Annotated in this window: 18 protein-coding genes; 12 read left to right on the forward strand and 6 right to left on the reverse strand. The window is 73.8% G+C overall.

Going from position 1 to position 23,698, the window contains the following annotated elements:
* Nucleotides 1-43: 43 nt before the first annotated feature.
* Genes AB0H12_RS30035 through AB0H12_RS30050 form a run of 4 tightly spaced genes read left to right on the forward strand, consistent with a single transcriptional unit; the run spans nt 44 to nt 3,490 of the window.
* Nucleotides 44-406: a hypothetical protein gene (locus tag AB0H12_RS30035; protein ID WP_499627466.1), complete on the forward strand. Its 363-nt coding sequence runs from the start codon at nt 44-46 to the stop codon at nt 404-406.
* Nucleotides 403-1,956, forward strand: coding sequence for a class I adenylate-forming enzyme family protein (locus tag AB0H12_RS30040; RefSeq protein WP_499627389.1), 1,554 nt, complete (start codon nt 403-405; stop codon nt 1,954-1,956). The genes AB0H12_RS30035 and AB0H12_RS30040 overlap by 4 nt, the downstream gene beginning before the upstream one ends.
* Nucleotides 1,953-2,102 (forward strand): hypothetical protein, encoded by a 150-nt coding sequence (locus AB0H12_RS30045; protein ID WP_499627391.1) that lies wholly within the window; start codon nt 1,953-1,955, stop codon nt 2,100-2,102. The genes AB0H12_RS30040 and AB0H12_RS30045 overlap by 4 nt, the downstream gene beginning before the upstream one ends.
* Nucleotides 2,099-3,490, forward strand: coding sequence for a CoA transferase (locus AB0H12_RS30050; protein ID WP_499627392.1), 1,392 nt, complete (start codon nt 2,099-2,101; stop codon nt 3,488-3,490). The genes AB0H12_RS30045 and AB0H12_RS30050 overlap by 4 nt, the downstream gene beginning before the upstream one ends.
* A 358-nt stretch (nt 3,491-3,848) precedes the next feature.
* Here the strand turns inward: AB0H12_RS30050 and AB0H12_RS30055 are convergent, their stop codons facing one another.
* Nucleotides 3,849-4,046 (reverse strand): hypothetical protein, encoded by a 198-nt coding sequence (locus AB0H12_RS30055; RefSeq protein ID WP_499627394.1) that lies wholly within the window; start codon nt 4,044-4,046, stop codon nt 3,849-3,851.
* Nucleotides 4,047-4,632: 586 nt separating this feature from the next.
* On the reverse strand, nt 4,633-6,441 hold the full coding sequence (locus AB0H12_RS30060; RefSeq protein ID WP_499627396.1) for an outer membrane protein assembly factor BamB family protein: 1,809 nt from the start codon (nt 6,439-6,441) through the stop codon (nt 4,633-4,635).
* A gap of 223 nt (nt 6,442-6,664) precedes the next feature.
* Here AB0H12_RS30060 and AB0H12_RS30065 point away from each other — a divergent pair, with 223 nt between their 5' ends.
* Nucleotides 6,665-7,888, forward strand: a complete 1,224-nt coding sequence (locus tag AB0H12_RS30065) for an FAD-binding protein (protein ID WP_499627398.1) — start codon at nt 6,665-6,667, stop codon at nt 7,886-7,888.
* Nucleotides 7,889-7,895: 7 nt separating this feature from the next.
* Here the strand turns inward: AB0H12_RS30065 and AB0H12_RS30070 are convergent, their stop codons facing one another.
* Complete coding sequence (locus AB0H12_RS30070; RefSeq protein WP_499627400.1) at nt 7,896-9,698, reverse strand: Crp/Fnr family transcriptional regulator; 1,803 nt, start codon at nt 9,696-9,698, stop codon at nt 7,896-7,898.
* Nucleotides 9,699-10,071: 373 nt separating this feature from the next.
* Between AB0H12_RS30070 and AB0H12_RS30075 the strand changes: the two genes are divergently transcribed.
* Nucleotides 10,072-13,155 carry a BTAD domain-containing putative transcriptional regulator gene (locus tag AB0H12_RS30075; RefSeq protein ID WP_499627402.1) on the forward strand — a complete coding sequence of 1,028 codons (3,084 nt, stop codon included), beginning with the start codon at nt 10,072-10,074 and terminating at the stop codon, nt 13,153-13,155.
* Nucleotides 13,156-13,457: 302 nt separating this feature from the next.
* On the opposite strand, the gene AB0H12_RS30080 is transcribed toward AB0H12_RS30075, so the two are convergent.
* On the reverse strand, nt 13,458-13,682 hold the full coding sequence (locus AB0H12_RS30080) for a hypothetical protein (RefSeq protein ID WP_499627404.1): 225 nt from the start codon (nt 13,680-13,682) through the stop codon (nt 13,458-13,460).
* A gap of 273 nt (nt 13,683-13,955) precedes the next feature.
* On the opposite strand from AB0H12_RS30080, the gene AB0H12_RS30085 reads away from it, so the two are divergent.
* Nucleotides 13,956-15,515, forward strand: coding sequence for an RICIN domain-containing protein (locus AB0H12_RS30085; RefSeq protein WP_499627407.1), 1,560 nt, complete (start codon nt 13,956-13,958; stop codon nt 15,513-15,515).
* 293 nt (nt 15,516-15,808) lie between these two features.
* Here AB0H12_RS30085 and AB0H12_RS30090 read toward each other — a convergent pair whose 3' ends face one another.
* Both AB0H12_RS30090 and AB0H12_RS30095 read right to left on the reverse strand, forming a co-directional pair.
* Nucleotides 15,809-16,621: an ABC transporter permease gene (locus AB0H12_RS30090; RefSeq protein WP_499627409.1), complete on the reverse strand. Its 813-nt coding sequence runs from the start codon at nt 16,619-16,621 to the stop codon at nt 15,809-15,811.
* On the reverse strand, nt 16,618-17,562 hold the full coding sequence (locus AB0H12_RS30095; RefSeq protein WP_499627411.1) for an ATP-binding cassette domain-containing protein: 945 nt from the start codon (nt 17,560-17,562) through the stop codon (nt 16,618-16,620). The genes AB0H12_RS30090 and AB0H12_RS30095 overlap by 4 nt, the downstream gene beginning before the upstream one ends.
* Before the next feature lie 373 nt (nt 17,563-17,935).
* On the opposite strand from AB0H12_RS30095, the gene AB0H12_RS30100 reads away from it, so the two are divergent.
* From AB0H12_RS30100 to AB0H12_RS30120, 5 genes are all read left to right on the forward strand, one after another.
* Complete coding sequence (locus tag AB0H12_RS30100; RefSeq protein ID WP_499627413.1) at nt 17,936-19,006, forward strand: acyl-CoA reductase; 1,071 nt, start codon at nt 17,936-17,938, stop codon at nt 19,004-19,006.
* On the forward strand, nt 19,003-20,394 hold the full coding sequence (locus AB0H12_RS30105; protein WP_499627414.1) for an acyl-CoA reductase: 1,392 nt from the start codon (nt 19,003-19,005) through the stop codon (nt 20,392-20,394). Before AB0H12_RS30100 ends, AB0H12_RS30105 begins: the two co-directional genes overlap by 4 nt.
* Nucleotides 20,395-20,450: 56 nt before the next feature.
* Nucleotides 20,451-22,070, forward strand: coding sequence for a methyltransferase (locus AB0H12_RS30110; RefSeq protein WP_499627416.1), 1,620 nt, complete (start codon nt 20,451-20,453; stop codon nt 22,068-22,070).
* Nucleotides 22,071-22,188: 118 nt separating this feature from the next.
* The gene (locus AB0H12_RS30115; RefSeq protein WP_499627418.1) at nt 22,189-23,334 is read left to right on the forward strand and encodes a sugar efflux transporter; all 1,146 of its coding nucleotides are present in this window, start codon (nt 22,189-22,191) and stop codon (nt 23,332-23,334) included.
* Nucleotides 23,331-23,696 carry a hypothetical protein gene (locus AB0H12_RS30120; RefSeq protein ID WP_499627419.1) on the forward strand — a complete coding sequence of 122 codons (366 nt, stop codon included), beginning with the start codon at nt 23,331-23,333 and terminating at the stop codon, nt 23,694-23,696. The genes AB0H12_RS30115 and AB0H12_RS30120 overlap by 4 nt, the downstream gene beginning before the upstream one ends.
* The last annotated feature ends 2 nt before the right edge of the window (nt 23,697-23,698 follow it).

The following is a 23,698-nucleotide window of genomic DNA, read 5'->3' on the forward strand; positions in this document are numbered from 1 at the left end:
TGGCGCGGGGATCGCGGCGGCGCACGAGCCGGCGCGGCGCGGGTTGGCGCACCTGTCGGGCCTCGTCACCGCGGCGGGGCTGTCCGTGCGGGCACGGCTGGACTTCGCGCGGGCGTCGCGCGGCCGATTCGACACCGAACGGCCCGAGGCGTCCCGGGTGGGCGGGGCCGCCGTCGCCGTCGGATCGGTCGTCCACCGGTTCCGCCACGGCCTGCCCGGAGCCACACCGCACGCCCTGGCGCCGCGCGGCGAGTTCGCGTCCCGCCTCGGCGGGGTCATGGACCGCGCGGGCGACTGGATGACCCTGACCTCGTGCGGCGAGGCGGCGGTGCGAGCCGGCCGCCGTGCCGCCGCACGGGTCCACGCCGCGTCCCCGCGGACCGGCACGAGGAGGCAACCCGCATGAAGCCGCACGACATGGGCACGCTGTTCGACGAGGTCGCGGCGCGCGGCACGCACACCACCGTGCACCTGGACCGGCCGTTCGACATCCTCCCGACCGGGTACGGGCCGGGGGTCGACTACACCGTGCCCCAGTTGGCCGGGCTGGTCCGCGAGGCCGCCGCCTGGCTGTACGAGGCGGGCGCGCGGCGCGGCGACCGGGTGGCGGTGGTGAAGCGCAACCACTACGACTACGACCTGCTCGCGTGCGCGGCGGTGCGGATCGGCGCGGTGCCCGCGCTGCTGTCCGACCACCTCCCCGACGACGTGCTGGAGATCCTGCTCAAACGGCTCGACCCGGCCGTGCTGGTGACCGACCGCGTGCCGCCCGTCGGACTGGCGCGGCGGGTGCTGTCGCTGGGCCCGCCCGTGCCGGGCGCGTTGACGTTGGACGACGTGCGCGGCGCGCGGGTGCCCGCACCCCGGCGCAGGCGCGACGACGACCCGCTGGTCGTCAACCACACCTCGGGCACGACCGGTGTGCCCAAGCTGGTCGTGCACACCACCCGCACGATCGTGCGCCGGCTGGCCCGGTTCGAGGCGGTGCGCTGGCCCGTGATCGGCGTGCGCCGCGACGACGTGGTCGCCAACGCCGGTTGCTACGCGCACGGCCGCACGTTCTGCTGGACGGCCAGCGTGTTCTGCCTCGCGCCGCGCAAGATCGTGGTGCTCAGCGACCCCGAGTCGGCCGCACCGGTGCTGGCCCGGCACCGGCCGACGACCGTGGAGGCGCTGCCATCGGCCTACGTGCGGTGGCAGCCGCTGGCGGCGCGGCCGGACAACCCGTTCCGCGACGTGCGGCTGTTCGTCAGCGCCCACGACGCCATGCACCCGCCGGCGATCCGGGCGATGCTGCACGCCTCCCGGCGCAGGCGTCCACTGTGGATGCAGGGCTGGGGCCAGACCGAGACGGGCCCGCTGACGTTCCGCTTCTTCACCCGCCGCGCGCTCGACCGGTCGCCCGACGCCCGCGACCTGGGACGGCCGGTGCCCGGCCGGACCCGGCTGCGCGTGGTGGACCCGGTGACGCTCACGCCCGTGCCGCGCGGGCACAGCGGCCTGGTGCTGGCCCGCACGGCGGCCCGGTGCGCCGGGTACGTCGGCGAGCAGGACCGGTGGCACGCCAAGAACACCGGGGCGTGGTGGAACACCGGCGACCTCGGGGTGCTGACCCGCGGTGGCGCGGTGCGGCTGCTGGACCGCGAGGTGGACGCCGTGCCGGGCCTGAGCTGCCTGCGGGTGGAGGACCTGGTCGAGGACCGGCTGCCCGAGGTGGTCGAGTGCGTGGTGCTCGGCACGCCGGGCAGGCCGCCGATCCCGGTGCTGGTGACGTCCGGGCCGCTGGACCCGATGGCGTGGCGGCACGCGGTGGCCGACCTGCCGGCGATGGCCGACCCGCACGTGCTGGCCTGGGACGACGTGCCGCGCACCGGCACCGGCAAGGTGCGCAGGCTCGACCTGCTCACCCGGCTGGCCGGCACCGCCGCGACCCACGGCAGCGGGCGGTGGACGTGACCACCTCCGGGTTCGACCACGCGCGGCGCCGCGTGTCCGCCGCCCACGTCGCGCACAGGTCGCGGGACGAGCCGGTGGAGGCGGGCGCCGAGCGGTTCCCGGCCACGTCGCCCGTCGTCTGCTCCGTGCACCGGCGGTCGGCATGACGTCGACGTTGACGGCGACGCCGTGGTCCGGGCCGGTGGACCTGCCGCTGGGCGGCGAGCTGGACGTGCAGGCGGCGTGCGGGATCATGCACGTGCACGGCAGGCGGTTCGGGCGGCCGACGGCGCTCGGCCTGGACTACGCCTCGATCGTGGCCGCCGAACTCGACGCGATCGGGGTGTCGGCGCTGGACGTGGCGCGGTTGCGCGGTGTCCCGCTGGAGGCGGTGTCCACGTCGGTCGCGCAGGCGGCGCTGCTGGCGGTGTCGCAGTACCTGGCCGCGGCCACCGCCGACGAGCCGGACCCGGTGCCGACGGGGGTCGGCGGGCCGCCGTTCCTGTCCGCGGACGGGGTGGCGTTCGAGGTCGAGGCGTTGGACGCCGCCGTGTGGCGGCGGTTCTGGGCGGCGTTGGACGCGGACCCCGGCTCGGTGGCGTCGGCGTGGCGGCCCTTCCACCAGCGGTCCTCCACGGCGACGTGCCCGTTGCCGCCGGCGCTGACCGGGCTGACCGCGCGGCTGCCGATCGTCCGGCTGGAACGGGTCGCCGCGGCGACCGGGATGACGTTGGTGCGGGTGGCGCACCGGGCCGTCGACGACGTGCCGCCGTACGTCGTGCGGCCGTTGGGTCCGGGCGCGGGGCCGGTCGGGTCGCCGCACCCGGGCTCGCTGCCGTTGACGGGGATGGTCGTGCTGGAGTCGTGCCGCCGGGTGCAGGGGCCGATGGCCGGGCACCTGCTGTGGCAGTTGGGCGCGTCCGTGGTGCGGGTCGAGCCGCCGGGCGGCGACCCGCTGCGGGGCGTGCCGCCGATGGCCGGTGACGTGTCCGCCCGGTTCCACGCCTTGAACCGCGGCAAACGGGTCGTCACCGTGGACCTCGCCACCGTGGCCGGGCGGCGTGAGCTGCTGGAGCTGGCGTCGGGCGCGGACGTGTTCCTGCACGACTGGGGGCCGGGGAAGGCCGCCGCGTGGTCGTTGCGGGCCCGGGACGTCGCCAGGGTGCGGCCCGGGATCGTGTACGCGCACGCGTCCGGCTGGGGTGACGCCCTGGGCCCGCGACCGCCGTTGGGCACGGACTTCGTGGTGCAGGCGCACGCCGGCGTGCCGCCGTCGTTGATGGCGATCGTGGACGTGTTCGGCGGCGTGGTGTGCGCCCGCGGTGTCGTGGACGCCCTCGCGGGGCGGATCCGGTCGGGGACGGGGCAGTCGGTGGCGTCGTCGTTGCTCTCGGCGGCTTCGCGGCTCAACGCGCGGGCGACGCGGAGGTGCACGGCGCCGTTGAGCGTGCCGGTGTGCACGGATCTGGCGGAGTTGGCGCGGGACCGGCGGTTCTCGCAGGCCCTGGTGTCGGACCGGTGCGTGGTGCCGAGGTCGGCTTGGGAGTTCGGGTGACGTGGACGTCGTCTACCGGGGTGGTGTTGCGGCACCTGGTGCCCGCCGCGCTGCGCCGGTCCCGGGTCGCGGTGAAGTGGCCGGCGAGGTCACTCCGTGGTTATGGCGGGTACCAACCAAGAGCGCGGACGTGCCGGAGCAGCCGTCACTGGTAGCCCCGACCTCGTAGGAAGCCATTCCCACGAGGGAGGCATGGCGGGCGTGAGCAGGGAACGGACTGGCTGAATGAGCTTCAGCAGCTTTGTCCGCTTTGGACGTGGAACTCCAGCCTGCCCGAATAATCCTCATCGGCGCAGCGTTTGCCCTGGTCACAGGCTTGGTCGCGTTCGCGCTGAAACTGGCCCTGGGTTTGGCCGACCTAGTACTTGAAATTGTCGGCGAGGCTCTGCGGAAAGAGCTGCCAAGTGCGGACACCGCCTCTGCTCCGGACGTCCGCAATCACCTCGACAACGCCACGGGCAACATCATCCAAGCCGGCCACATCCACGGCGACGTGCACCTCCACGGTCCACCCTGCCCAGGCTGCTGCCGACGACGCCCACAACACGGCGAGCACGACGGCGCCCCTCCCGCCCTGCGGCCACCTAGCCATCCACCGGGACCCCGAAACCCAACTCGCGCCTCATCGACACCCCCGCGCTACGAGCAGTTCACCTACAGCTCAGGGACAACGCCGGTCAGCGGCCGCAGCTGCACCCCGCTGCCGCCGCGTGGTGTCGAACTCCGCCACTTCCAAACCCGGCTGGCGGCCGAACGACAGCGTGTCGACCGGCAGGGGGTCGACGCGCTGGGCCTGGTTGCCGTGGCCGGCGGTCGGCCGCGCGCGGCCGGGATGGCGATTCTCGGGATTCTCCGGAGAGGTGGAGATGAGACTCGATCCGTTCGCCGGGCCGGGGTTCGCGGCGTCGGGGGAGACCGTGACGTCTCCTCCTCGCGGACCGACCCGGCGTTCACGGAGCCGGAACGGGCGACGGTGGCGGTGACCCTGGTGCACGACGGGCGCGTGCCGGACACCGTCCTCGACGCGGCGATCCACGCGGTGGGCGAGGTGCGGACGCAGCAGGTCGTCTGGGCGGTGACCGTGGTCAACGCGACAACCGGTCGGCGATCAGCGCGCGGCTCACGTGACGGTGGTCAGCCCGTCAGCCCGTCAGCCCGACCACCGCGGCGGGCGTGCCGCCGAACGTCGTGCGCGTGACCACGATCGCGCCGGGCACGGAGACGAGCCGGACGTCGCGGCGGCCACGCGAGCCCGAGCCGTCGAGGCGGACCGGCGTGGCCGTTGGCGGTGAGCCGTCCAACGGCTGCGTCACCACGGTCAGCTCACGGCCGTTGTCCTCGCACGCGCGCACGTAGGTGGTGCGCGTGGTGAGGTCCGCCGTGCGCCGGGGGCAGGCCTCGACCGACAGCGGCGTGGTCGCGCCGGTGGTCGGGTCGAGCGCGAGGAGGCCGGTGACCTGGCCGGCTTCCGCTTGCTCCACCAAGGGCGTGACGCCGACGTCGGCGCGCACGGTCCACGGTTCCTCCGGCCGGGTCAGCACCCGGCCGGTCTCGGTGTCCAGCAGCCCGTTCGGCACCGCGTCCGGCGTGGCCCGCGCGCCGAAGGTCTGGAAGAGGACGACGGCACCGTCCGGCGTGGCGCGCAGCCGGACGTCCTGCCGCTCGCCATTCGCGTCACCACGCCGGACCTCGTGCCGCCACCGTTCCCGACCGGTCACCTCGTCCAAGGCGGTGACACCCAACGTGTCCGCGCACTCCACCGGCACCAGGACCGTCGTGCGGCCCCAGGCCACCTGGCCGAACCACGACGTGCAGCCGGCGGGCGGCGACCAGTGCCACCGCGCCCCGCCGTCGCCGAGGTCGTAGCCGGTGATGACCTCGTGATCGCGCACCACCAGCATCCGCGTGCCGGGCATCACCTGGCCGGTCTCCACCAGGACGGACCGGACCACCATCCCGAACCGGGGCGTGCCGGTGTCCGCGTCCAGCACCACCACCGACTGCGCCCTGGTGTCGTGCAGCGACCGGAACGACACCACGACGGTCCGCCGGTCCATCGACGCCACCAGCGAGCCGACCGGCGCGCCGGGCCGCGCGTACCGCCATTCCACCCGCCCGTCGTTCCCGTTCAACGCCACCACGGCCCCGTCCCGGGTGGCCACGGCGACCCCGTGCAGGACCGGCACGACCTCCACCACGTCGGTGGGCGGCTGCCAAGCCCACTGCCGCGCACCGGGCCGCTCCACCACGGGCTCCGGCGGGAAGTTGCGAGCGTCCCGCGTCTCGGACCGGACGATCACCGCCTGGGCCCCGGCCGGCGCCAGGAACGCCGCGACCACAACCAGCACCACCGCGAGAACGCCAACGGGCCGCACCCGCCACCCATCGGACCGGGCCCGCCCCGTCGACGAACCACCGGCCGCCGCCTGCCGCGTGACGTCATCGCCGTACGCCGCCGCACCCTCGGCCGATCGTGCCTGCGGTTCCGGCTTGTCTTCAGCCGACCCGGTTGGGTGTTCTGCCGCATCCTCGACCGGCGCGTGCTGTTCCGCCGGACTCCGGATCGACAGCTCGGGATCTTCCCCCGAGCCGGACGGCGCCGGCTGTCCCACCGAGCCGCCGACCGCCTGGGAGCGCCGGCCCGCCAACCCGACCGCGCCGACCGCCACCGCGAGCGAACCCACCGCCAGCACCGGCAAGTCGTCGCCGGTCAAGCCGATCAGCAGGTCCGACACCAGGAGCCACCACACCGCGCCGGCCGACCCGACACCCCCCACCGCCGCGAGCACCCGGGCCGGGCGTCCGCCGCCCACCGCCAGCGCGGCCGCGAGCACGACACCCACCGCCAGCCCGATCACCGTCACGTCCGCCTCCGGCCGGGGCACCCCGCCCGACCGGAACGGCGCCCACCCGGCGCACAACGCGCCCGCGACCGTCATGTAGCGCAGCATCTCGGCACCTCCCCGCGTGGGACGGCGAGCACCGCGGATCCGTTCCACCCGGTCCGCGTGCCGATCGCCTCGGGCGAGGTGAAGAGCGGTCGACGGGCCGGTGTCCTCCCGGCGGTCTCGTCCGACCCGGCTCCTCGCGGCACGGCCGTGGATCACCGAGGCGGGCTGCCGGGGAAGCCGCAGGTGGGCCGCCCGCCACCGGCGATGGGGCAGAATCTGCCCGGTGAGCACCAACTGGGCAGGCAACTTCACCTTCTCCGCCGCGCGCACCGCGCACCCCACGTCCGTCGAGGAACTCCAGGACGTGGTCAGGACGGCCGGGTCGGCACGCGTGGTCGGCGCGGGGCACTCGTTCAGCACGATCGCCGACACCGACGGCACGCTGATCAGCCTCGACCGGATGCCCGAGGTGTTCGAGGTCCGCGCCGGATCGGTGCGGGTGGGCGCCGGCACGCGGCTGGCGCGGCTCGCCGAACGGCTGCACGCCGCCGGCCTCGCGCTGCCCGCCATGCCGTCGTTGCCGCACATCACGATCATCGGCGCGTGCGCCACCGCCACCCACGGCTCGGGCAACGACATCCCGTCGCTCGCGAGCCTGGTCCGCTCGCTCGACCTCGTCGCGGCCGACGGCGCCATCCGCACCCTGACCAGGGGAGACGTCGGTTTCGACGGTGCCGTGGTGGCGTTCGGCTCGCTTGGCGTCGTGGTGGCCGTCGAGCTGGACGTCGTGCCGACCTTCGACGTCGAGCAGCGGGTCTACCAGGACATGCCGTTCGACGCCCTGGTCGAGAACGTGGACGCCGTGTTCGGCAGCGCCTACAGCGTCAGCGCCTTCACCACGTGGCAGGGCGTGGCCCACGTGTTCGCCAAGCACCGCACGACCGACACCAGGCACGACCTGAGCTGGACGGGCGCGACACCCGCCACCGGGCCGGTGCACCCCGTGCCCGGCCAGCCCGCCCTGCACTGCACGACCCAGCTCGGCGTGCCCGGCCCGTGGCACGAACGGCTGCCGCACTTCCGCGCCGACTTCACCCCGAGCGTCGGCCGCGAGCTGCAGTCCGAGTACTTCGTGGCCCGCGAGCACGCGGCCGACGCGCTGCGGGCGCTCAACGACCTGTCCGCCGAGATCGCGCCCGTGCTGCTGACCTCCGAGGTCCGCACGATCGACGCCGACACCCAGTGGCTCAGCCCGGTGCACGACCGGCCGAGCGTGGCCTTCCACTTCACCTGGCACCCGGACGACGCGGCCGTGCGCGCCGTGCTCCGCAAGATCGAGGCGGCGCTGAGCCCGTGGCGCCCGCGCGCGCACTGGGGCAAGTTGTTCGAGTTGGCCGACCCCGGCGAGCGTTACCCGGAGTGGGCGCGCTTCGCCGGGCTGCGCGACGAGCTCGACCCCGCCCGCACCTTCCGCAACCCCTTGATCGACGGCTGGTTCACCGCATAGGCGCCGCTCACAACCGCGCGAATCGCCGCAGCCCTTCCAGATCGGGCACGACCACGTCGCGCCGCAGGTGGCTGACCACCACACCGGCCTTGCGCAGGTCGGCGAACGCCTTCTCGGCCGTGCGCGGCTTCATCCCGGCGATCGAGGCCAGCTCCACCTTGGTCAACGGGATGCCGAGCACCCACCCGCCGACCTCCTGGCGGCCGTGCGCGCCGACCAGCTCGGCCAGCACGCGGGCCACCCGCTCGGCGGCGGTGTGCGACAGGAAGTCGCGCCGCCGCCGGTTGGCCCACCGCAGCTGGTCGTCGATGACGCCGATCAGCTCGACGAACCCGTCGTTGCGGCGGTGCAGGAACCCGTGCAGCTCGGCGCTCGTGATCAGCTTCGCCGACACGTCACCGCACGTCACGACGGTCGCCGACCGCGGCTTGTGGTCCAGCGCGGCCAGCTCGCCCACCAGGTCGCCCGCGACCCGCACGGTGAGCACCGCGGTGTCCCCGCTCGAGTCGTTGACCAGCACCTTCACCACGCCTTCGAGCAGCAGGAACACGTGCGTGTCGGTGGCGTCCTGGACGATGAGCTCCCGGTCGGCGGCGTAGCGGACCGTGGTGCCGAGCGACATCAGCTCCTGCCGGCTGCTCTCCCGCAGCCGCGCCAGCAACGTGCCCGGCGGCCACTCCGGCACCGCCGCGTGCTGCCGCGCCGGGGGCGTGCTCGGCTTCGTCGTGGCCAGCGACCGGCCCGCGTCCGCGAACGACGCGTAACCCCGCTCGAACGACGGATCGGGCCCCACCCCGGACAGCAACGCCTCGCACGCCCGCCGCTGCTCGTCCAACGCCCGCACGGCCGGGTGGTCCGCGCCCAGCGCCGACACCGCCCGCATCGACGCGTCGCGCACCACGTCCAGCAGCCGTTGCGCCTGGCCGCGGGTGCCGTCGAGGTGGGCGAGCTCCAGCTCGGCCGACGCCAGGTTCGACGTCGCGATCACCGAGTGCGGGTGGTCGGCGCCGAGCCGGGTCGCGGTGCGGTCGGCGGCCGAACGCAGGCTGGGCAGGGCGAGCCGGGCCCGTTCGGCGGACCGGCGCACCCTGGCCAGCTCGAACTCCGCCGACGCCAGGTTCGCCTGCGCCACGAGTGCCCGCGGGTGGTGCGCGCCCAGCGCGTTCAGCGCCCGGTCGGTCGCGTCACGCAGGTCCGTCAGCGACTCGGCGACCTCCTCGGCGTCACCGTGGTCGCGGGCGATCCGGAACCGCGCGCACATCAGGTTCAGCCGCAGCACGCACGTCTGCGGGTGGTTCGACCCGAGCACCGCCGCGTTGCGCTGTAACGCCAGCTCCAGCGCGCCCGTCTCGCTCGGTTTCGCCATTTCCACGGCCACCGCCACCGACCCGACCGCGACCGGGTCGGCCACCGGCAGCGGGTCGAGGAAGTCGCCGACCACCTGGCGCAACGGCGCGCCGCGGCCGAACGCCGTGGTCGGGGGCCTGCGGCGCACCTGGCGCGGCGCGGTCGTCCCCGGCTCACGCCGACCTCGGGCCACCGACGCCAACGCCTGCAGGTCGCGCACCCGTGACGCCTCCGGCCCGGTCGGGTCGACCAGCGCCAGCATGGCGATCAGCAACGCGTCCGCGGCGTCGGCGGAGCCGATCCGGGTCAGCGCGGCGGCGCAGCGCAGCAGGCGGTCCACGTCGCGGCGCGCGCTGAGCGCGTCCAGCGACCGCGCCAGGTCCACCGCGAGGCGGCGGGCCGCCTGCCGGTCCGGCGCGGACCGGGCCAGTACTGCTTCGAGTTCGACCATTCGGCTGTTCATCCGGCACCCCAGGTGGTTGCTCGGTCCGCGACGGCGCGGTTCCTGCGTTCGGACGCCGTGTTCCGGCGTTCGGGCGCGGGGACTCGTGCCGCCGGAGTGGAATCCTCGTCCATAGCGGCGATATCGGTTGCTCCGGGCATTCGTTAGCGCATCCCTGACATTGTTACGGTACGAATGGTCGGATGTCCGAGTGTTATCCGCACTATTGCGGAGAACCGTGCAAGTTTTTTGTCGTAGTGAACCCCCTGCGACCGGACCTGGGCGAGATCGACCTCCCGCGCGGAGGACTCCTCGGGTTTCCGGCCGTGCCGACACCCCGCCGACGCCGGTGGGGTGCGCCGCCGTCCACCGGCCGCCGTGGCACAGTGATCGCATGCGGGTGGGGGTGCTGGGGCCGCTCGAGGTCACGGCGGACGGCACGACGATCGAGGTCGGCGGCGCCAGGGTGCGCACGCTGCTGGTCCGGCTGGCGGTCGCCGCCGGCCGGGTCGTCACCACCGAGGAACTGGCCGACGCGCTGTGGCCGGACGACCGGCCGGCGGACGAGGTGGCCGCGGTCCGGTCGCTGGTGTCCCGGCTGCGCCGCGCCCTGCCCGCCGACGTGCTGCGGTCCGCGCACGGCGGCTACCGGCTCGACCTGCCCGCCGACGCGGTCGACGCGCTCCGGTTCGACCGGTTCGCCCGCGAGGCCAGGGCCGCGCTGACCGCGGGCGACCCGTCCACCGCGCGGCGGCTGGCGGCGGACGCGGTGGCGCTGTGGCGCGGACCGGCGTTGGCCGACGCGGCGGGCGCGCCGTTCGCGGTCGGCTACGTCGCGGGCCTCGACGAGACGCGGCTGGCCGTCGTGGAGGACGGCGCCGCGGCCGACCTGGCGTGCGGCCGGGCCGAGCACCTGGTCGCCGACCTCACCGACCTCGCCGCCCGGCACCCGCTGCGCGAGCGGCTGCAAGCCCTGCTGCTGCGCGCCCTCGTCGCGACCGGCCGCCCGGCCGAGGCCCTGGCCGCCTACGAGGAGGTCCGCCGCCGGATCGCCGACGAACTGGGCGCCGACCCCGGCCCCGAACTGCGCGAGACGCACCAGGAGATCCTCCGCGCCGAACCCGCCGACCAGCCGCGCGCCGGCAACCTGCGGCTGCCGTTGACCAGCCTGGTCGGGAGGTCCGCCGACGTCGAACGGGTCGCCGGGCAGCTCGCGGGCCACCGGCTGGTCACCCTCGTCGGACCGGGTGGCGCGGGCAAGACCCGCCTCGCCACCACGGTCGCGGCCCGGCTGCCCGGCGGCGCGTGGCTGGTCGAGCTGGCGTCGACGACCGACCCGGACGACGTCGCGCCCGCCGTGCTCGGCGCGCTCGGTCTGCGCGACCGGCGCGCCGTCGACCGACCCGTGGCGCCGATCGACACGATGACCCGCCTGGTGGACGTGCTCTCGCGCACCGAGGCCGTGATCGTGCTGGACAACTGCGAGCACCTGGTCGACGCGACGGCCCGGTTCGCCGACGAGTTGCTCGGCCGCTGCCCGCGGCTGCGCGTGCTGGCCACGAGCCGTGAACCGCTCGGCGTGTACGGGGAGGTGGTCAGCCCGGTGCCGCCGCTGGACGGCGACGCGGCCGTGCGGCTGCTCGCCGAACGCGCGGCGGCGGTGCGGCCGGGCTTCGCCGTGACGCCGGACAACGCCGAGACCGTCGCGGAGGTGTGCAGGCGGTTGGACGGCCTCCCGCTGGCGATCGAACTGGCCGCCGCCCGGCTGCGGTCGCTGTCGGTCGAGCAGCTGGCTGCCCGCCTCGACGACCGGTTCCGCCTGCTCACCGGCGGCAGCCGCACCGCCATGCCCCGGCACCAGACGCTGCGCGCGGTGGTGGCGTGGAGCTGGGACCTGCTGTCGGACCCGGAACGGGACTTCGCCGAACGGCTGGCCGTGTTCCCGGCGGGTTTCGACCTGGAGGCCGCCGAACGGCTCGCCGGCGCCGACGCGTTCGACCTGCTCGCCGCCCTCGTCGACAAGTCGCTGGTGCAGGTCGTCGACGGCGCCCGCTACCGGATGCTGGAGACGATCCGCGAGTACTGCCTGGAACGGCTGGCCGAGGGTGGCCGGGTCGCCGCGGCGCGGGCCGAGCACGCCGAGTACTTCCGCGACCTGGCCGAGACCGCCGAACCGCACCTGCGCGGCAAGGAGCAGCTGACCTGGATCGCCCGGCTGGAAGCCGAACGGGACAACCTGATCGCCGCGCTGCACTTCGCCGCCGACAACGGTGACGCGGACACGGCCGTGCGGCTGGCCGCCGCGATGGGCATGTTCTGGACGATGCGCGGCAACCGGGCCGAGTCCGTGCCGTGGCTGCGCCTCGCGCTGTCCGCGCCGGGCGACGCGCCCGCGACGGCACGGCAGGTCGCGTCCGCGTTCCTGCTGGTCAACAACGCGGTCACGGGCGGCTTCACGGACCTCGACCACCACATCGCCCGGCTCGCCGAGCTGGTCGCCGAGTCCACCGGCGACGACCACCCGGTGCTCGTGCTGCTGGAGCCGATGCTGGGGCTGTTCCTCGACGACGCGCAGCGGGCGTTGGCGGCGGTGGACCGGCGGCTGGAGGTGCCGGACCCGTGGGCGCGGGCCGTGCTGTGGATGGTGCGCGGCGCGGTGCGGGAGAACGAAGGCGACCTGCGCGGCGCGCGGGAGGACGTCACCACGGCGATCGCCGGGTTGCGTGAGGTGGGCGACCGGTTCGCGCTGGCGCAGGCGTTGACCGGTGCGGCCGAGGCGCACCTGGGCTTCGGCGAACCGGAGGAGGCGGTCGCGGCGCTGGAGGAGTCGATCCACCTGCTCTCGGAACTGGACGCCGACGACGACGCGGCGCACGAACGGATCCTGCTGGCCACCGCGCGCGTGCAGCTGGGCGACGTGGCGCGGGCCCGTGCGGACTGCCTGGCGTTGACCAAGCCGACGTCGCAGCCGTGGTCGGCGCGCGGTGTCGCGTTCGCCTGGCTCGTGCTCGGCGACCTGGCCCGGTACGAGGGCGACCTGGCGGACGCGGAACGGCAGTACGAGGCGGCCCGGGAGTCGCTCAGGGGCGAGCCGTTGGTGATGCCGCAGTTCCACGCGCGGATCCTGACATCCCGCGCGCACCTCGCCGTGGAGCGCGGTGACCGCGAGGTGGCCGCGGAGGCGGTCCGCGCGGCCTTCGAGCAGGCGATGTCGGCCAAGGACATGCCGGTCCTGGCCAGGGTCGCGGTCGCCGAGGCGGCCGTGCGCGCCTCCTTCGGCAACCCGACCGACGCGGCCAAGGCGCTGGGCGTGGCCGAGCAGCTGCGCGGCGCGCCCGACGCCCGCAACCCCGAGGTGGCCCGCCTCGCCGCCCGCCTGCGCGCCGACGTGGGCGACGCCGCCTACGACCTCGCCTACGCCACCGGCGTGGCCCTCGACCGCGCCGACGCCATCGCCCTGATCCACCCCGACACCTGAACCACCTCACGACCACCACCGCGCGCGAGTCTGGAGCGCCATCCGGGGTGGGGTTGTCGTACTCGTCGATGACCGCGTCGGGGTCACGACGAGGAAGCGGTGAGGTAGCTGAATGAATGCTCCAACCAAGTGAAGCAAGGCTGAATATCAGGTCGGTGCGAATAGCCGCAGATAAGCGGAAGGAGAAGCGCCGGACCACCCATGTAGGGCCGGTGCTCCGCCATGTGCGGCGTGTCCGCCGAGGTCATGTGGTCCAGACGCGGAACGCGCCGCGCGGGGCGGGTGCGGGTGGCCGAAGCAAGTCAACTCGTCCTCGGTGAGGTAGAGCACACCGCCTCGAGGTAGAGCACACCGCCGTTCCCGTCCGGCGGGTCGGACAGGTCCGGCACAAGGGTACGGACGATCACCGAGACGTCACCGACCAGCACGGCAGCGAAGGTCTGCTGCTCGATGGCCGGCATCTGCCCCGATGCGCCCGGAGGGTCGGCGACGGTGGCCGGCGGGCCGAGAACGGCCGGCTCGGCCACCTCCCGAGCGGCCGGTACCGACATCCGACGCACGGCGGGTAATTCATTTCCCGCCGAACGCCGTGATCACGTGCGACGACCGGCTGAACCTGCCCCGGAGTTGTGACTCATTCGGCCCTTGTGGGAGGTGTGGCGCCGAACCAACAATCAATCACGGTTCGGCCGGACCGTTATTCGACGGTGCGCAACAGGTCGGGCCGGAACACTCGGCCTTTTCCTCTTCCTGCGCCAGGTCTGCCATTCGGCGGATCGGACATTCCCGGAAGGACGATCATGTCACGAAGATCCACCGCCCTGTTCCGCCTCTTGGTGCCGGCGGTGCTCGCCGCAGGCGTCATGGTGCCGCTCTCCGGGGGTGTCGCCTCCGCCGCGGAGCCGATCTGCCTGAGCGGCAACCTCAACTTCGACTACCAGTCCGCCGAGGAGGGCACCGCCAAGCCGATCCGGACCAGGGCCGTGCGCAACGTCTCGGTCGAGCTCTGGGGCCGGGAGAAGTCGACCGACACCGACCAGAAGCTGAACACCGACACCCGGCTGACCGGTGCGGCCGACGGCTCGTTCAACCTCTGCCACACCCCGGTCACCACCACCGCGATGGACCGCCTGTTCGTGCGCTTCGCCACCCGCAACAACCAGGTGTGGCGGGTCGCCAACGCCGCCGGCACGGTCTACACCTACGACACGCCGGTGCAGTCGAACGTGTCGGCGAGCATCGCCCTCGGCGTGGTCAAACCGGCCGCCGCGGCCCGCGCCTGGCACGCCTTCGACACCGTCAACCTGCTCTGGTCGCGCCGGGCCAACTCGACCACCCCGTGCTGGACGACCGCCGAGGCGAACGCCGCGACCTGCACGACGCTGACGCTGCGCTGGCACTCCGGGTCCGTCGACGGCACGTACTACGACCTGGCGAACACCATCCACCTGGCTGACGCCGACCCGGACTCCGAGCACACCGTGCTGCACGAGGCCGGCCACTTCTTCCAGCACCGGCTGTACAACAGCACGTTCCCGAACGTCACCAACTGCAACCCGCACTTCATCGAGAAGGCGTCGTCCGCCACCTGCGCCTGGACCGAGGGCTTCGCCGACGCGGTGGCGGCCTACCTGCTGGGCGACAAGCGCTACGTGTTCCCGAGCGGTACTTCCTCCCCGTTCATCCACGCCGCGGGCTGGGAGACCGGCGACCACGTGCAGGGCAACGTGGCCGGCTCGCTGCTCGGACTGTGGAACCAGGTGGACGGCAGCTGGGACCGCACCATCAGGACCCTGGCCTCGAACACGCCCGCGACCTTCGCCGACTGGTTCAAGAACGTCCGCCCGACGGCCGTGCCGCCGCTGTCCACCACCGGCGCCGCGCTGACCGCACTGGAGTCCTACGCCGTCAACTACGGCCCCACGGTGGTCGGTGACAACGCCTACCACGCGCTCAGCAACGGCGGTGGCGTCGCGCTGCAGCGCGGCGGGACGTGCAGCGTCACCATCCAGACGGTGGCCGAGTTCGCCGCGCTGGACACCTCCCGGGCCTCGCAGCGCTGGAAGTTCACCTCCAACGGCGACGGCACCGTGCGCGTCTACGACAGCTGCCTGGTCCCGCTCTACCTGACCGCACCGACCACTGCCGGCGGCCAGGTGTCCCTGCAGGCCGTCAACCTCGGCGCCCCCAACCAGCGCTGGCAGGTCACGCAGAACAGCGTCGGCACGTACACCCTGATCAACCCGGCCACCGGCTACGCCCTGGACGGCAACGCGGTCGCGGGCCAGGCGGTCACCGCCAACACCGCATCCGCCACCTCGACCAGCCAGAAGTGGGCGTCGGTCTTCTCGATCTCCTGACACCGGCCGGCCGAGCTCCATGACGTTCCACGATCCGCAGGCCCAGGGTTCGAAACCCCGGCAATCACGCGGCCGAGGACCGGCCCGAACACCGTTTGGGCCGGTCCTCGGGCCACGGCGGTCGGCCGGAGAACCAGGAACCGGCCGCCCTGCTCGGACAGCTCGCCGAGCCGTCGCCCGAGCCCCGCCTGGTGGTCGCCTCGCGGCGGCCTCGCCCTTGCCGAACGCCGTGTCGCGCTGGGCGTGGGTCACCGGGCGGCCCCGAGCCCACCACTCCGCACGGGAAGCGCAGGTCAGGCGCGACGCCGGTAAGCCTGCACGGCCAGCGGCGCGAACACGGCGACGAACAGCGCCGACCAGGCCACCGTCCACGCCACCGGACCGGCCACCGGGCCACCCACCATCAGACCGCGGGCCGCGTCCATCACGTGCGTCACCGGGTTGACCTCGACCCACGACCGCAACCACCCCGGCAACGTCTCCGCCGGCGCGATCATGCTCGTGCCGAACGTCAGCGGGAACATCACCAGGAACCCGATGCCCTGCACCGAACCCGAGGTCCGCACCAGCATCCCCACCAGCACGAACGCCCAGCTCACCGAGAACGCGAACAGGATCGCCAGCAGGCACGCCGCCAACGCGGGCAGCACGCCGGTCTCCACCCGGAACCCCATCAGCGTGCCGAACGCCAGCAGCGACACCACCGCCACCACGTACCGGATCAGGTCGCCGAGCACCGACCCGATCAACGGCGCGGACCGGCCGATCGGCAGGCTCCGGAACCGGTCGAACACGCCCTTGCCGATGTCGGTGTTCAGGTTCACCCCGGTCGCCATCCCGCCGAACATGGTCGTCTGCACCATGATCGCGGGCAGCAGCAGCTGCAGGTACTCGTGCGTCGACCCGGACACCGCGCCGCCCAGCAGGTACACGAAGAGCACCACGAAGAGCACCGGCTGCAGCGTCACGTCCAGCAGCTGCTCCGGCGAACGCATCGTCTTGATCAGACTGCGCCGCGCCAACGCCGAGCTGTGCCGCACGAGGGCGAACGGCCGCTGCGCCTCCGCCCGACGGGCCACCACCGGCGAAGTCGTCACCGTCGTCATGCCGCCACCTCCGTGTGCTTGCCGGTCAACGTGAAGAACACCTCGTCCAGGCTCGGCAGCCGCAACGACAGCTCCGTCACCGAGATCCGCCGCTGGTCCAGCCGCCGCACGACCTCCGTGAACGCCGCGTCACCGTCCACCGGCACGGTCACCACACCCCGCGCGGTCGACTCCGGCTGGTGCCCGGACACCTCGGCCAGCACGGCGGCGGCGTCCGCCAGCCGGGCCGGGTCCGCGGGCCGCACCAGCACGGTCTGCCCGCCGACGACCCGCTTGAGCGACGCGGGCGTGCCGTGCGCGATCACCCGCCCGTGGTCGATGACCGAGATCTCGTCGGCCAACGCGTCCGCCTCCTCCAGGTACTGCGTGGTCAGCAGCACGGTCGCGCCATCGGCCACGAGCGTGCGCACCACGTTCCAGATGTCGTCCCGCTTGGCCGGGTCGAGCCCGGTGGTCGGCTCGTCCAGGTAGATCACGTCGGGTCGGCCGACCAGGCTCGCGGCCAGGTCCAGTCGCCGCCGCATGCCGCCCGAGTAGGTCTTGACCTGCCGCCCGCCCGCCTCGGCGAGCTCGAAGTCGCGCAGCAGCTCGGCGGCCCGCGCCTTCGCCTGGGAGGTGCGCAGGTTGAGCAGCTGCCCGATCAGCACGAGGTTCTGCACGCCGGTCAGGTCTTCGTCCACCGAGGCGTACTGCCCGGTCAACCCGATCAGCCGACGCACCCGCGCCGCCTCCGACACCACGTCCAGCCCGCCAACGGCGGCACGCCCGCCGTCCGGTCGCAGCAGCGTCGCCAGGATCCGCACGGCGGTCGTCTTGCCCGCGCCGTTCGGCCCGAGCACCCCCAGCACGGTCCCGGGACGCGCGGCGAGGTCGACGCCGGCCAGCGCGGTCGTCTTGCCGTACCGCTTGACCAGGCCTTCCGCCTCGAATGCGTACTCCATGTCCGTTCCCTTCCCCGTTGTTCGGGGACGACAGTCCGGGATGGACATGTCATCGGGCGTGCAGACGCGTGTCACGACCCGTGTCGACCGCCGTGTCAAGACCCTCCCGACGACAGGGCAGGTCCGTTCACAGACGTTCGCAGGCGTTCCGGGGCGTTCCGCCTCCGCCTGCGGGCACCGGCAGGACCGGTCAGCGTTCCGCTTCCCGAAGCGGAACGCGCTCGTCCGGTTCTGCGCATGCCGTCGCTGAGTCATCCTGTGCCCTCGAAAACCCCCGGTCAGCGGTGCCCCGTTCCGGGGACGGACCTTGTCCGACGCGTCCGCCGCTGTTGACCTGTCCCGAGCCCGATCTCCACCGCAGGAGGACTTCCCGATGACCGTTGCCCACGACGATCCCCACGTCGCGCGGCTCTTCGAACAGATGGCGCAGCTCGTCTGCGACGGCGTGGGCGACCCCCTCGACATCCGGGAGCAGCTGGTCGAGCTGGCCGTGGCGAACTCGCCGGACGTCGCCCGCTACTGGAAGCAGGTCGGCGTGGGCGTCGGCGTGCCGGACACCGCCTACAAGGACGGAGGTCCGCACCTCTTCCCGGACGCGCCGACCGTCCGGGTGTTCCGCACCAGCGGAACGAGCGGCAGCGCCCGGGGCAGCGTCCGCTACTCCAGGCTCGGGCTCGAGCTGAAGGGCCTGGCGGTCGAGGCGAACGCCCGGCGGCACGTCTCGGTCCCGGACGACGACGGCCCGCCCGTGGTCCTCGCGTTCGTGCCGTCCGAGGAGGCCGCGCCCGAGATGGCGATCGCGTTCGACATGGCGCGCATCGCCAGGTCGTTCGGCGACCCGGAGCTCAGCGCGTCCGTCGTGGGCCCGCACGGGGTCGACTTCGACCTGCTCGGTCGACGCCTGGACGTCGCCGTGGCGGAGGGGAGGCCGGTGGTGCTCCTCGGCGGCACGTTCGCGTTCGTCAACATCTGCGACGCGCTCGAGGCGCAGGGACGGGGGTGGCGACTGCCGCCAGGCTCGGGGGTGTACGAGGGCGGCGGGTTCAAGGGCCGCTCGCGGGTGATGCGCGTGGACGACCTGCGCGCCGCCGTGCGCCGCGTCTTCGGCGTCGAGCGGCACCGCAACATGTTCGGCATGACCGAGCTGGCCAACACGCTCTACGACGCCTCGGAAACCCCGGTCGGGCCGCTCGGCGAACGCCCCAAGGGCGGCCACCCGGCGGGCGGTCCGAAGGTCCGCGACCCCCGCACGCGCGAGCACCTCGCGGAGGGCCCCGGCCTGCTGGAGATCACCGACCTGTCCCTGCTGGACCGGCCGCACGTGCTGCTCACCGGCGACCTCGGCATCGCCGGGCCGGAGGGCGTGGCGATCGCGGGCCGGATCGCGGGCAGCAGCCGCGGGTGCTCGCTGACCCTGGACGAGATGACGGGAGGTGCGGTGTGAGCGTGTCGTGGGCGCCGGGGTGGCTGACGGCGGGCGGCGTGCCGTTCACCCTCAAGTCCGGCCCGCACGAGTGGCGTGGCGTGCGACCCGCCGACTGGGCCGCGGTCGGCGACGGGCTCCGGTCCGCGCACGAGGACCTCCGGCGGCTGCCCGTGCGCCGGATCGTCGAGGCCGTCGACGCGGTCGTCGACCTGTGGGCCAAGCGCGACTTCACCGCCCGCCGCGCCGCGGTCCGCGACGCGGCACTGGTCACCGGCATGTCGGAGGAGACGATCGACCACGCGCTGGACGCCGAGCTGGGCACGCTGCGCGCCGATTCGCTGCTGGCCGCGCTCACCCGGGAACTCGGCGACCCGGAGGTGCTCGACGGCTTCCGCGGCGGCACCACGGCGATCGGGCCCCGCACCGTGCTGGCGGTGTTCTCCGGCAACGTGCCGGGCCTGCCCGCGCGGTCGCTGGTGCGCGCCCTGCTGGTGAAGGCGTCGGTGATCGCCAAGATCCCGGCCAAGGAGCCGCACTTCACCGCCGCGTTCCTGCGCACCCTGCACGACGTGGAGCCGGTGCTGGCCGACGCGGTCGTGGCCACCTACTGGGACCGCGACGACGAGGCCACGCTGGAGGCGGCGCTCGGCCAGACCGACGCCGTGATCGCCTACGGCGGCGACCAGGCGTGCGCGGCGATCCGGGCCAAGGTCGGGCCGCACCAGCTCTACGAGGAGCACGGGCACAAGCTGTCGTTCGGCATCGTCAGCGCCGAGTACGCGGCCCGGCTCGGCGCCGCCGAGGTGGCGCGCCGGATCGCCGCCGACTGCAGCGACTTCGACCAGCACGCGTGCCTCTCGCCGCAGGTCTACCTGGTGCAGCGGGAGCACGCCCGCGCGATCGCCGAGCACCTGGCCGGGGCGATGCGGCGGGAGGCGCGGGACCGCCCGCCCGGGACGATCGACGCGCAGGACGCCACCGTGCTGCAACACCGCAGGTTCGTCGCCGAGTGGCGTGCGGCCACTGCGGACGGCGGCGAGGTGTGGGCGCCCGACGGTCTGGAGTGGACGGTCGTGCTGGACGACGTGCTGATGCCGCTCAGCGGCGCCGGCAACCGGGTCGCGCGGATCGTGTCCGTGCCGGACGTGGCCGCGGCGGTCGACGCGATGCGCCCGTTCGCCCGGCACCTGCAGAACGTCGGCCTCGGCGCGGTCGGCGAGGAGTTCCGGCGGACCGCGCGCGAACTCGCCGTGCTCGGCGCGAGCCGGGTGTCCGCGCCCGGTGAGATGACCAAGCCGTCCATGGCGTGGCGGCACGACGGGCAGCCACGCATCGCCGGCCTCGTGCGCTGGTGTGACATCGAGCTCCACCCGGAGCTCGACAGACCTCAGCCCCGCCAGGGGTGACGACTCCGCCGTGCCGCCCGCGGGTGGGCACGGCCATCCTCCGGGGAGGATCGGCAATGTCTGTGACGGTGAGCGGCGCGCCCGGCGCGCTGGGCGAGAGAGACCTCCGCCGGCTGGCGGAAACCGTGGCCTTCGCGCGGGACCGGAGCACCGGGGACGCGTTGGCGGCGGTGTTGGGTGGCGACCCACCCGGGCCTCTCGTGCGCCACCTGGAGTTCGCGCGAGCCGCGGCGCTGGTCGCGGCGGTGGCGGCGGCGGACGTGATCGGCGTGCTGGCCGACCTCGGCGTCGACGCGCGGGAACCGCGCCCGGGCGCGGTGGTGCGCGACCGGCTGCGCGTGCGGACCGGGCAGGAGTTCGACGTGCGGCTCGTGCGCGGTCCCGTCGCCGGCGGCCCGCGTGAGGTGGAGCTGGTCGTGGTGCCGGGCGGGTCGGCGTTGTCCGAGGCCGGCCGGGACGCCGAGTCGCACGTGGCGTTCCACGTTCCCGGCGACGACGACGTGCTGCTGCGCGGGGTGTGCGGGACGTTGCGGGACGCGGGCCTCACCGCGGACGGCGGCGGCTACCACGACGACGAGAACGTGACGGTGCTGTGCTTCCGCGGCGCGACCCGGATGCGGCTGGAGCTGGAGGTCCCCGGCCGGCACGCCGCGCTGCTGGAACGCCACGTGGGACGGCCCGACCAGCCGCGTCGCTCGATGCTCGACCTGATGACCGGCGCGTGGCGCACCCGCGCGGTGGCCGTGGTCGCCGAACTCGGGATCGCCGACCTGCTCGCCGACGGCCCGCTCGGCACCGCCGAGCTGGCCGCGCGCACCGGCTGCCGTGCGGACAAGCTCCGCCGCGTGCTCGCCTTCCTCGCCGCGCTGGGCGTGTTCCGCCGTGACGACGAGCAGTGGTCGTTGACCGAGGTCGGCACGATGCTGCGCGCCGACGCGCCCGGGTCGCAACGGGACCTGGCGCGCATCTACGGCGGCCTGTTCTACCGGTCGTTCAGCGGGCTGGAGCACGCCGTCCGCACCGGTGAGAGCGGGTTCAGCCACGTGTACGGCGCGGAGCTGTTCGAGCACTTCGCGGCCCACCCGGCGGACGCGCGGCTGTTCGAGGGCGCGATGGCGGCGGGCACGAGCTTCCTGGAACTGGTGCCCGGCCTGCTGGACCTGCCCGCCACCGGCACGGTGGTCGACGTGGCGGGTGGCGACGGCCGGCTGCTCGACCTGGTGCTGACCGCCGCGCCCGGCCTGCGCGGAGTGCTGTTCGACCGGCCGCACGTGGCCGGCGCCGCGGCCGACGTGCTGGCGGCCCACGGCGCGCGGGCGTCGGTCGTCGCGGGCGACTTCTTCCACGACCCGGTGCCGCCGGGCGGCGACCTCTACCTGTTGTCCCGGATCCTGCACGACTGGGACGACGAGCGGTGCTCGACGATCCTGCGCAACGTGCGCGCGGCGATGGCGGAGGGCGCGACGCTGGCCGTGGTGGAGCGGCCGATCCAGGATGACCCGCGCACGCTGCTGCCACTGGCGTTCAACGTGCACATGATGGTCAACACCGTGCAGGGCGGCGAGCGGACCACCGAGGAGCACCGCAGGCTGTTGGCGGCCAACGGCTTCGCGTTGGAGGACATCCGCGAACTGCCGCTGGACATGGCCGTGCTGGTCGCGCGCGCCGCGGTGTGAGCGCTCTCACTGGTCCGCATGCTGGAAATCGGCTTCCTCGTCGTCCACCCCGGCGACGAGGATCGCCGATGTGCCCGCGCTGAGCGAAACCCCTGTCCAATCCCGGTCCCGACCCTTCGTGCCGCTGCTGTCGGTGAGCCTGCTGACGGGTGTCGGGTACGCGTTGGCGGCCCCGTTCCTGTCGCTGTTCCTGATCAAGGAGATCAAGGCGGGTCCGGTCGCGGTCGGGGCGTTCCTGCTGATCAGCGCGCTGGTGTCGATGGTGGTGAGCACGCTGGTCGGGCGGTTCTCCGACTCGCGGCCGATCCGCCGCACGGTGCTGGTCGTGGCCGGCGTGTCGGGCGGACTGGCGTGGGCGCTGTTCGCCGTGCTGCGGGACTACTGGCTGCTGCTGGTCGTCGCGCTCACGGTGTGGGCGATCTCGTCCACGCAGATACCGCAGATGTACGCCTACGCGCGGCAGTTGCTGGAACGCAGCGGCTCGACCAAGGCGCCGTTGGCGATGAGCGGCCTGCGGACGACCATGTCGATCGCGTGGGTCGGCGGTCCGCCGCTGGGCGCGCTGCTGCTCGCCGGCGGCGGGTTCTCGGGTCTGTTCGCGGTGAGCGCCGCGGTGTACGTGCTGGCCGTCGTCGTGGTCCTGGTGTGGCTGCCGGAGCTGGGGCCGTCCGCGGCGCCGTCGCACGAGGTGGCGCGGCAGTCGGGGCTGCGGCGGGAGGTCGTGCTCGCGGCGGCGGCGTTCGTGCTGCTGCAGTGCGCGACATCGCTCGGCGTGACGGCGATGCCGTTGTTCGTGACCGAGAGCCTGGGCGGGACGACCCGTGACGCGGGCCTGGTGCTCGGGCTGTGCGCGGCCCTGGAGATCCCGCTGATGCTCGGCTTCGGCGCGTTGGCGGTGCGGCACAACCTCCGGGTGCTCGTGCTGGCGGGCGGCGCGGTCGCGCTGGTGTACTACACGATCATGCTCCTCACCCAGGCGACCTGGCAGGTCATGGCGGCGCAGGTGCTGCACGCCGTGGTCATCTCGGCGGTGATGGGCCTCGGCATCTCCTACTTCCAGGACCTCGCGCCCGACCGGCCCGGGTACGCCAGCACGCTGTTCACCAACACCTACAAGACCAGTGCGATGCTCGTCGGGCCGTTGCTCGGCCTCGCGCAGCACCTCGGCTACCGCACCGCCTACGGCATGGGGCTGGTGATGTCGGTGCTGGGGTTGGCGTTGCTGCTCGCCGCACGTCCCAAGTCGGCGATACCGGCCGCGTGATCGACGAGTTGCTGCGGCGCCAGGGCGACCTGCAGGCGGAGGCGGACGCCGTGGTGGCCGACCTCGGGCCGCACGTGCTGCTGTCCGCGACGGTGGACCGGGACGCCGTCGTGGACGTCGCCGCCGGCTCGCGCGGCACGAGCGGGTGCGTCTGGTTCGTGGACGAGCCCGAGCGCCAGCCCGACCTCGGGCACGTGCGCGCGCTGCCCGACCGGATCACGCCGGAGACCAGGGCGGCGATCCTGCTGATCAAGCACTCGCGCCCCGCCTGCCGCAGCTTCGACGTCCACCGGTCGGTGCTGGACGACGGCGTGCGGACACCTGAGGACTACGACCGGTGGCGGGTCACGCACGGTCAGTGAAC

The sequence above is a fragment of the Actinosynnema sp. NPDC023794 genome (assembly GCF_040639675.1).
In the GTDB taxonomy this organism is placed as follows: domain Bacteria; phylum Actinomycetota; class Actinomycetes; order Mycobacteriales; family Pseudonocardiaceae; genus Actinosynnema; species Actinosynnema luteola.